This window comes from Geodermatophilus sp. SYSU D01176 (assembly GCF_054050015.1).
Genome location: NZ_JBJGYN010000054.1, coordinates 22,293 through 28,509 on the forward strand (window position 1 = coordinate 22,293; position 6,217 = coordinate 28,509).

The 6,217-nt window shown below is 75.5% G+C and carries 9 protein-coding genes; 7 read left to right on the top strand and 2 right to left on the bottom strand.

Annotation, left to right across the window (positions count from 1 at the left end):
- Positions 1 to 3: 3 nt before the first annotated feature.
- The gene (locus ACI78Z_RS21325; RefSeq protein ID WP_457038531.1) at positions 4 to 474 is read right to left on the bottom strand and encodes a MarR family winged helix-turn-helix transcriptional regulator; all 471 of its coding nucleotides are present in this window, start codon (positions 472 to 474) and stop codon (positions 4 to 6) included.
- Positions 475 to 576: 102 nt separating this feature from the next.
- Between ACI78Z_RS21325 and ACI78Z_RS21330 the strand changes: the two genes are divergently transcribed.
- From ACI78Z_RS21330 to ACI78Z_RS21360, 7 genes are all read left to right on the top strand, one after another.
- Positions 577 to 1,074 (top strand): NADPH-dependent F420 reductase, encoded by a 498-nt coding sequence (locus ACI78Z_RS21330; RefSeq protein WP_457038532.1) that lies wholly within the window; start codon positions 577 to 579, stop codon positions 1,072 to 1,074.
- Between the two features lie 27 nt (positions 1,075 to 1,101).
- Positions 1,102 to 1,623 (top strand): VOC family protein, encoded by a 522-nt coding sequence (locus tag ACI78Z_RS21335; protein ID WP_457038533.1) that lies wholly within the window; start codon positions 1,102 to 1,104, stop codon positions 1,621 to 1,623.
- Positions 1,620 to 2,771 carry a luciferase domain-containing protein gene (locus tag ACI78Z_RS21340; RefSeq protein WP_457038534.1) on the top strand — a complete coding sequence of 384 codons (1,152 nt, stop codon included), beginning with the start codon at positions 1,620 to 1,622 and terminating at the stop codon, positions 2,769 to 2,771. Before ACI78Z_RS21335 ends, ACI78Z_RS21340 begins: the two co-directional genes overlap by 4 nt.
- Positions 2,768 to 3,556, top strand: coding sequence for a 2-keto-4-pentenoate hydratase (locus ACI78Z_RS21345; protein ID WP_457038535.1), 789 nt, complete (start codon positions 2,768 to 2,770; stop codon positions 3,554 to 3,556). Before ACI78Z_RS21340 ends, ACI78Z_RS21345 begins: the two co-directional genes overlap by 4 nt.
- On the top strand, positions 3,553 to 4,335 hold the full coding sequence (locus ACI78Z_RS21350) for a 2-keto-4-pentenoate hydratase (protein WP_457038536.1): 783 nt from the start codon (positions 3,553 to 3,555) through the stop codon (positions 4,333 to 4,335). Before ACI78Z_RS21345 ends, ACI78Z_RS21350 begins: the two co-directional genes overlap by 4 nt.
- Before the next feature lie 215 nt (positions 4,336 to 4,550).
- A complete protein-coding gene (locus ACI78Z_RS21355; RefSeq protein ID WP_457038537.1) occupies positions 4,551 to 4,928 on the top strand; it encodes a DUF2218 domain-containing protein in 378 nt (125 codons plus the stop codon).
- Positions 4,925 to 5,836, top strand: a complete 912-nt coding sequence (locus ACI78Z_RS21360; protein WP_457038538.1) for a dioxygenase family protein — start codon at positions 4,925 to 4,927, stop codon at positions 5,834 to 5,836. The genes ACI78Z_RS21355 and ACI78Z_RS21360 overlap by 4 nt, the downstream gene beginning before the upstream one ends.
- Here ACI78Z_RS21360 and ACI78Z_RS21365 read toward each other — a convergent pair.
- Positions 5,778 to 6,206 (bottom strand): helix-turn-helix domain-containing protein, encoded by a 429-nt coding sequence (locus ACI78Z_RS21365; RefSeq protein ID WP_457038541.1) that lies wholly within the window; start codon positions 6,204 to 6,206, stop codon positions 5,778 to 5,780. The two genes, ACI78Z_RS21360 and ACI78Z_RS21365, sit on opposite strands and share 59 nt — an antisense overlap.
- Positions 6,207 to 6,217 lie beyond the last annotated feature (11 nt).

The window sequence follows — 6,217 nt, forward strand, 5'->3', positions numbered from 1 at the left end:
TCGTCAGCTCCGGGCGGCGAGATCCGCTCCCGGTGCCGCGCGCAGCCGGTCGAGGAGGGCGTCGAGCGTGCTGCGGTCGGCGTCGCTGAAGTCGGCGAAGACCGAGCGCAGGTTGGCCGCGTGGACCGGGGCCGCCTCGTCCAGCTTGGCCCGGCCGGCGGCGGTGAGGGCGGCGTAGGAGACCCGCCGGTCGGTGGGGCACGGCACGCGTTCCACGTACCCCGCCGCCGCCATGCGGTCGACCAATCGCGTCACGCCGCCGGTCGTGAGGCTGACCTCCTCGGCGAGGCCGCCCATCGTCAGCCGGCCGTCGTGCGACCGCCCGAGCCGCACGAGCACCTCGAACCAGGCATGGGGGAGGTCGCAGCGCGCCTCCAGGTCGGCACCGAGCCGTCGCTCGAGGCGGCTCTGGGCCTCCAGCAGTCGGCCGAAGGTCGTGATGAGGGCGTCGTCGCGCCGGGAGAGCGGAGGCACGAGGAAAATCTACCGCGTCAGTAGTTGACGACTCAAGTATCACCCTCTATGGTCCCCTGCAGGCTCAACATCTGAGCGGTCAGCTACTTCCAGGAGACCCTCATGCCCATCGCGGTCATCGGAGCGGGCAACGTCGGCGGCGGCCTTGCGCGTGCGGCCGTGGCGGCGGGCCACGACGTCGTGCTGAGTGGGGCTAACCCGGACAGGGCGCGGGCCACGGCAGAGGCGACCGGCGCCCGCGCGGCCGAGAGCAACGTCGCCGCGGTCGACGGTGCGCAGGTCGTCGTCCCCGCCGTCCCCGGTGTCGCCGCGCCCGCCGTGGCGGCGGAGCTGGCCCCGGCGCTGGACGGCGCCGTCGTCGTGGACGCCACCAACCCGCTGGACGAGGCCTACCTGCAGGTGCTGCTCGCCGGCGACGACGCCGACGCCAAGGCCCGCGTGGCCGAGCTCGCCTCGTCGCTGGGCTTCGCCCCGATCGACGCCGGCGGCCTGCGGCTGGCCCGCTCGCTGGAGGAGATCGCCTTACTCAACATCACCCTCAACGCGACCAAGGGCTGGGCCTGGCAGAGCGCCTTCCAGCTGGTCGGCCCCACCGCCTGAACCCTCGATCCGAGCAGGAGTCCCACCATGACCATCGCCGCCGTCCGGCTCAACCACGCCGTCCTGTTCGTCAGCGACCTGGAGCGCTCGCTGCGGTTCTGGATCGGCGCCTTCGGCATGGAGGTCGCCGCCCGCGAACTCCGGGCCAACGCCGCCTTCCTCCGGTTGCCCCGCTCCGGCAACCACCACGACCTCGGGCTCTTCGGCATCGGTGCCGGCGCGCCGCCCCGCGCCCGCGGCACGGTGGGCCTGTACCACCTGGCCTGGCAGGTCGACACCATCGACGAGCTCGCGGAGGCCCGCGACACCCTCGTGCAGCTGGGCGCCCACACCGGCGAGTCCAGCCACGGCGCCACCAAGAGCGTCTACGGCATCGACCCCGACGGCAACGAGTTCGAGGTCATGTGGATGCTGCCGCGCGAGGCCTGGGGCGAGTACGAGAACGCCGCCCCGGTGGACCGGCTGGACATGGCGGCCGAGGTGCAGCGGTGGTCGGGCGTCGGCACGGCCGGCCGCGTGCTGCCCGGATCGGTGGAGGCCGGGGCGTGACCGCCACGGAGGCCGCACCGGTGGTGGCCACGGCCGGCAGCGCCGACCCGGCCGCGCCGCTCGTCGTCCTCCTGCACGGCCGGGGGTCCCACGAGCGGGAGATCATCGCCCTCGCCGAGCACCTGCCCGTGGGCCCGGCGTACGCGGCCGTGCGGGCGCCGATCGCCGAGGGCGGCGGCTACGCCTGGTTCGCCAACCGGGGGATCGGGCGCCCGGTGGCCGAGTCGCTGCGCTCGACCATGGACTGGTTCCGGCCGTGGCTGGACCAGGTCGCCCCGCCCGGGCGCCCGGTCGTGCTGATCGGGTTCAGCGGGGGAGCGGCGTTCGCCGGCGGGCTGCTGCTCGACGACCCCGGCCGGTACGCCGGCGCCGCGGTCCTCTACGGCACGCTGCCCTTCGACGCCGGCGTCCCGACCACCCCCGCCCGGCTCGCCGGCGTGCCCGTCGTGGTCGCGCAGGGCGAGCACGACACCGTCATCCCGCGGGAGCTGCTCGACCGCACCTGGGCCTACCTGCTCGGCGAGTCGGGCGCGCCGACCGTCGCCCGCCGCGACCCGGTCGGGCACGGCATCTCCGCCGAGGCGCTGGCCACGCTGGCCGGCTGGCTGCAGGAGCGCCTGGCCTTCCTCGCCCACCGCGGCCGGCCGCAGCCGGGTCCGTCCACCTGGCCGACGCTGCCGGGCGGCACCCTCCCGGCCCGGCCGGGTCCGCGCCCGGTGGTCAGCGCCGGCATCCCGCAGGAGCAGCTCAGCGACACCGCCCCCGTGGACCTGCAGGCGCAGGTGTTCGCCCGGATCTCGGCGCTGCCCGGCGTGCGCACCCGCCAGTCGGCGATCTCGGTGCCCGGCGCACGCGGCTTCCAGCTGGCCCCGCCGCGGCTCGGCCCGGTGGACGCGTACATCGTCCCGTCCGCCGGGGAGTTCGCCCACGTCCACCCCGGCCACGACGGCTCGCTGCACATCGCCCTGCCGCCGGCCCTCGCGGCCGACGTGGTGGCGACGGGCTGGGGAGTGGCGCACCCGCTCGCCGGTGTCCGGCTCACCCCGGGGATGGTCATGCTCTTCGGTCCCCGCGACGCGGCCGAGCTCGAGACCGTCGTCGGCGTCGTCGCCACCAGCCACGCCTGGGCCTCGGGGCAGCTCCCGTGATCGACAGCGTCCTGGTGCACGAGCTCGCCGACGAGCTCGCGGACGCCGCCGAACATGCCCGGCCGGTGTCGCCCCTCACCGCCCGCTATCCGGACCTCGACCTCACCGACGCCTACGCCGTGCAGCGCGCGCTGGTCCGGCGGTGGACCGCTGCCGGCGACCGGGTGGTCGGGCACAAGGTGGGGCTCACGTCGGCGGCGATGCAGGAGCAGCCCGGCGTCGACCAGCCGGACTCGGGGGTCCTGCTGGACCGCATGGTGCACACCGACGGGGCGGTCCTCGACGCAAGCCGGCTCCTCGCGCCGCGGGTGGAGGCGGAGATCGCATTCGTGCTCGGCGCCGACGTCCCCGCCGGGGCCACCCGCGACGAGGTGGCCGCGGCAATCACATCCGTGGCGGTCGCCGTGGAGGTCATCGACAGCCGGATCGCCGACTGGCGCATCGCCGTCCAGGACACCGTCGCCGACAACGCCTCCTCCGCCTGCGCCGTCGTCGGCCGGCCGGTCCCGATCGAGGACGTCGGCGACCTGCGGACCGCCGGCCTGGTGCTGCGGTGCAACGGAGAGGTCGCCGCGACCGGCGCGGGCGCGGCGGTCCTCGGCGACCCGGTGCTCGCGCTCACGTGGCTGGCCGGGCGGCTCGCCGAGCAGGGTGAGCAGATGCGGGCCGGCCAGGTCGTGCTTCCCGGCGCCGTGCACGCCGCCGTGCCCCTCGCCGCAGGCGACGTGGTCACCGCGACCGGCTCGGGTCTCGGATCGGTGTCGCTCCGGATGGCGGCGGCATGACCACCGCACCGGAGGCCGCGCGTTCGTTGCGGGACGCACGGCTGGCCCGTGTCCCGCGCCGGCCGTTCACCGACACCGACCCCGCGCTCGACGAGGACTGGGGCTATCGGGTCCAGGACCTGGACCGGAGTGAGCGCCTGGCCACGGGGGAGCACCTGGTCGGCGCCAAGCTCGGCCTCACCAGCCGGGCCAAGCAGCGCACGATGGGGGTGGTGCAGCCGATCGTCGGGTTCCTCACCGACGCGATGCAGCTCGGCACCGGCGACGACGAACAGGTGCTCGCCCGGACGGCGCAGCCCCGGGTGGAGCCCGAGATCGCCTTCCGGCTCGCCCGGGACCTCGACCACCCGCTCACCCCCTGGACGGCCGAGCAGGCGATCGACGCGGTCGCCGTCGCCGTCGAGGTCATCGACTCCCGGTACGCCGCCTTCGGGTTCCGGCTGCCCGACGTCGTCGCCGACGACACCAGTGCCGCCGGCTTCCAGGTCGGCCGGTGGACCCGTCCGCGAGAGGCAGGGGACCTCGCCACGGCCGGCTGCGTCCTGTCCGTCGACGGGGCGGTGGTGCACACGGCGACCGGGGCGGCGGTCCTCGGGCACCCGCTCCGTGCGCTGGTGCACCTGTCGGAGCACCTCGCGCGGCGCGGCGAGCGACTGGCGGCCGGCGCGGTCGTGCTGGCCGGGGCCCTCACCGACGCCGTCCCGGTACGGCCCGGCGCGGTGCACCGCGCGGAGATCCGCGGGCTCGGGGCGGTCGAGCTCGCCCCGGGAGCCCGGTAGACCGTCCGGCTCGGCAGGGGCGCGGAGTCCGTGGCCCCGACGGGGCGGTGGCACCTCTCGGCGCTCGCCGCGATCCGGTCGGCCGGCGCCATCGTGCTGCGCGGAGGGCGGCTCGAAAAATCATTGAACTGTCAAGCAAACATGCCCTATGGTGGAAGTGCTTCAAACTTCAAGCGCCTGGAGGGCTGATGTCCGGCACCACATCCCCATCTCCCGTGACGCCCGGCGATGCGGTGGTGGACCGCACCACCCGAGGGGACGCCACGATCGGCTCCCGGGCAGACGTGGCCACCGGCGCCCCTGCTCGCTACGCCAAGCAACTGATCTCGCACCTGGGCCGCAAGGTGCCCTTCACCGGCGACGCGACCACCGCGCCGGCGACCGCGGTGATCGGTGGGGCCACCGCCGGGATCGTCGTCGGCGAGGGCATGCTCACCCTGTGGGCCGCCGGCGAGGACGAGGAGTCCGTCGCGCGGGTCGAGCACGTGCTCGGCAGCCACCTGGAGCGCTTCGCCCAGCGCGAGGCCCTCAGCGTGCGGTGGATCCGCGACGGCGGCGCCCCCGACCCCACCCCCATCGAGGAGTCCGCGTGACCACGCCCGCCCCCACCACGACCGCTGTCGCGGACGCCGGCATCCCGGCCGCGCACCCGTTCGCCGCGCACCTGCGGCGGGTCGCCGCCCTCGAGGCCGCCGAACCGCACCCCGTCTGGACGCCGGAGGACGGGCCGCTGCCCAGCCTCTACCTCTCCCACGGCGGCGGTCCGATGCCGTTCGGCAGCTCCGAGTGGCTGGACCCACTGCACGACTGGGCCCGCGCGCTGCCCAGGCCGAAGGCGATCCTGGTCGTCTCCGCGCACTGGGAGTCCGCGCCGCTGTCGATCAGCGCCGCCCGGCCCGACGAGCTGGTCTACGACTTCGGCGGCTTCGACCCGCTCTACTACACGTTCCGCTACGACACCCCCGACGCCGGCGAGCTGGCCCGGCAGGTGGTGGGGCTCGTGCCGGACACCGAGCAGGTGCACCGGCACGCCCGCCGCGGCCTGGACCACGGCGCCTGGGTGCCGCTGAAGATCATGTACCCGGCCGCCGACGTCCCGGTGCTGCAGCTGAGCCTGCCCACCGAGGACCCCGAGAAGCTGCTGGCCCTCGGCGAGCGGCTGCGGCCGCTGCGCGAGCAGGGCGTGCTGGTCGTCGGGTCGGGCCACATGACCCACGGCCTGCCCTTCCTGACCCGGGAGATGCTCCTGGAGAACCAGGTGCCCAGCTGGTCGGCGGACTTCGACGCCTGGGCCGCCGACGCCCTTGCCCGCGGCGACGTCGCCGAGCTCGCCCGGTTCCGCACCACCGCCCCGGGGATGCCCTACGCGCACCCGACGGTCGAGCACTTCACCCCGCTGTTCGTCACCCTGGGTGCGGCCACCGACCCCACCGCCCCGGTGCTCACCACCCTCGACGGCTACGGCCTCGGGCTGTCCCGGCGCTCCTTCCAGGCGGCCTGAGCTCGACGGGCGCCACTCCGACCACCGGCGTCGCCGTGGCCTGGGCCGACGGTGAGCCGCGCCGGCCGAGCGGGGCGCGGATGGCCGCCTGACCCCGCTGGTCCGGCTGGCTGCTCGAGGAGCTCCAGTGCCACGGTCGTCTACCCGACCACGGTGTCGACGGCGGGCACCAGCGTCGCGCCGGTGTCCCGGGCGCGGGCCAGCGCGGCGGCCGCGGGCTCGTCGTCTGCTCGGTGAGCGCCCCGTCGGCGACCAGCCCGCGCCGCACCAGGTCGGCGTCCGCCTCGGCCATCGCCTCGGCCGACCAGCCGCGGGTGCCCGCGTACTCGGTGGGCGCCCAGCCGACCCAGTACTCGGTCATCAGGTTCATCTGCACGCCGG

Excerpts from the sequence above, each read along its gene's own strand:
- ACI78Z_RS21330 (WP_457038532.1), top strand. The coding sequence starts at position 577 with ATGCCCATCGCGGTCATCGGAGCGGGCAACGTCGGCGGCGGCCTTGCG.
- ACI78Z_RS21335 (WP_457038533.1), top strand. The coding sequence starts at position 1,102 with ATGACCATCGCCGCCGTCCGGCTCAACCACGCCGTCCTGTTCGTCAGC.
- ACI78Z_RS21350 (WP_457038536.1), top strand. The coding sequence starts at position 3,553 with ATGACCACCGCACCGGAGGCCGCGCGTTCGTTGCGGGACGCACGGCTG.
- ACI78Z_RS21365 (WP_457038541.1), bottom strand. The coding sequence starts at position 6,206 with ATGAACCTGATGACCGAGTACTGGGTCGGCTGGGCGCCCACCGAGTAC.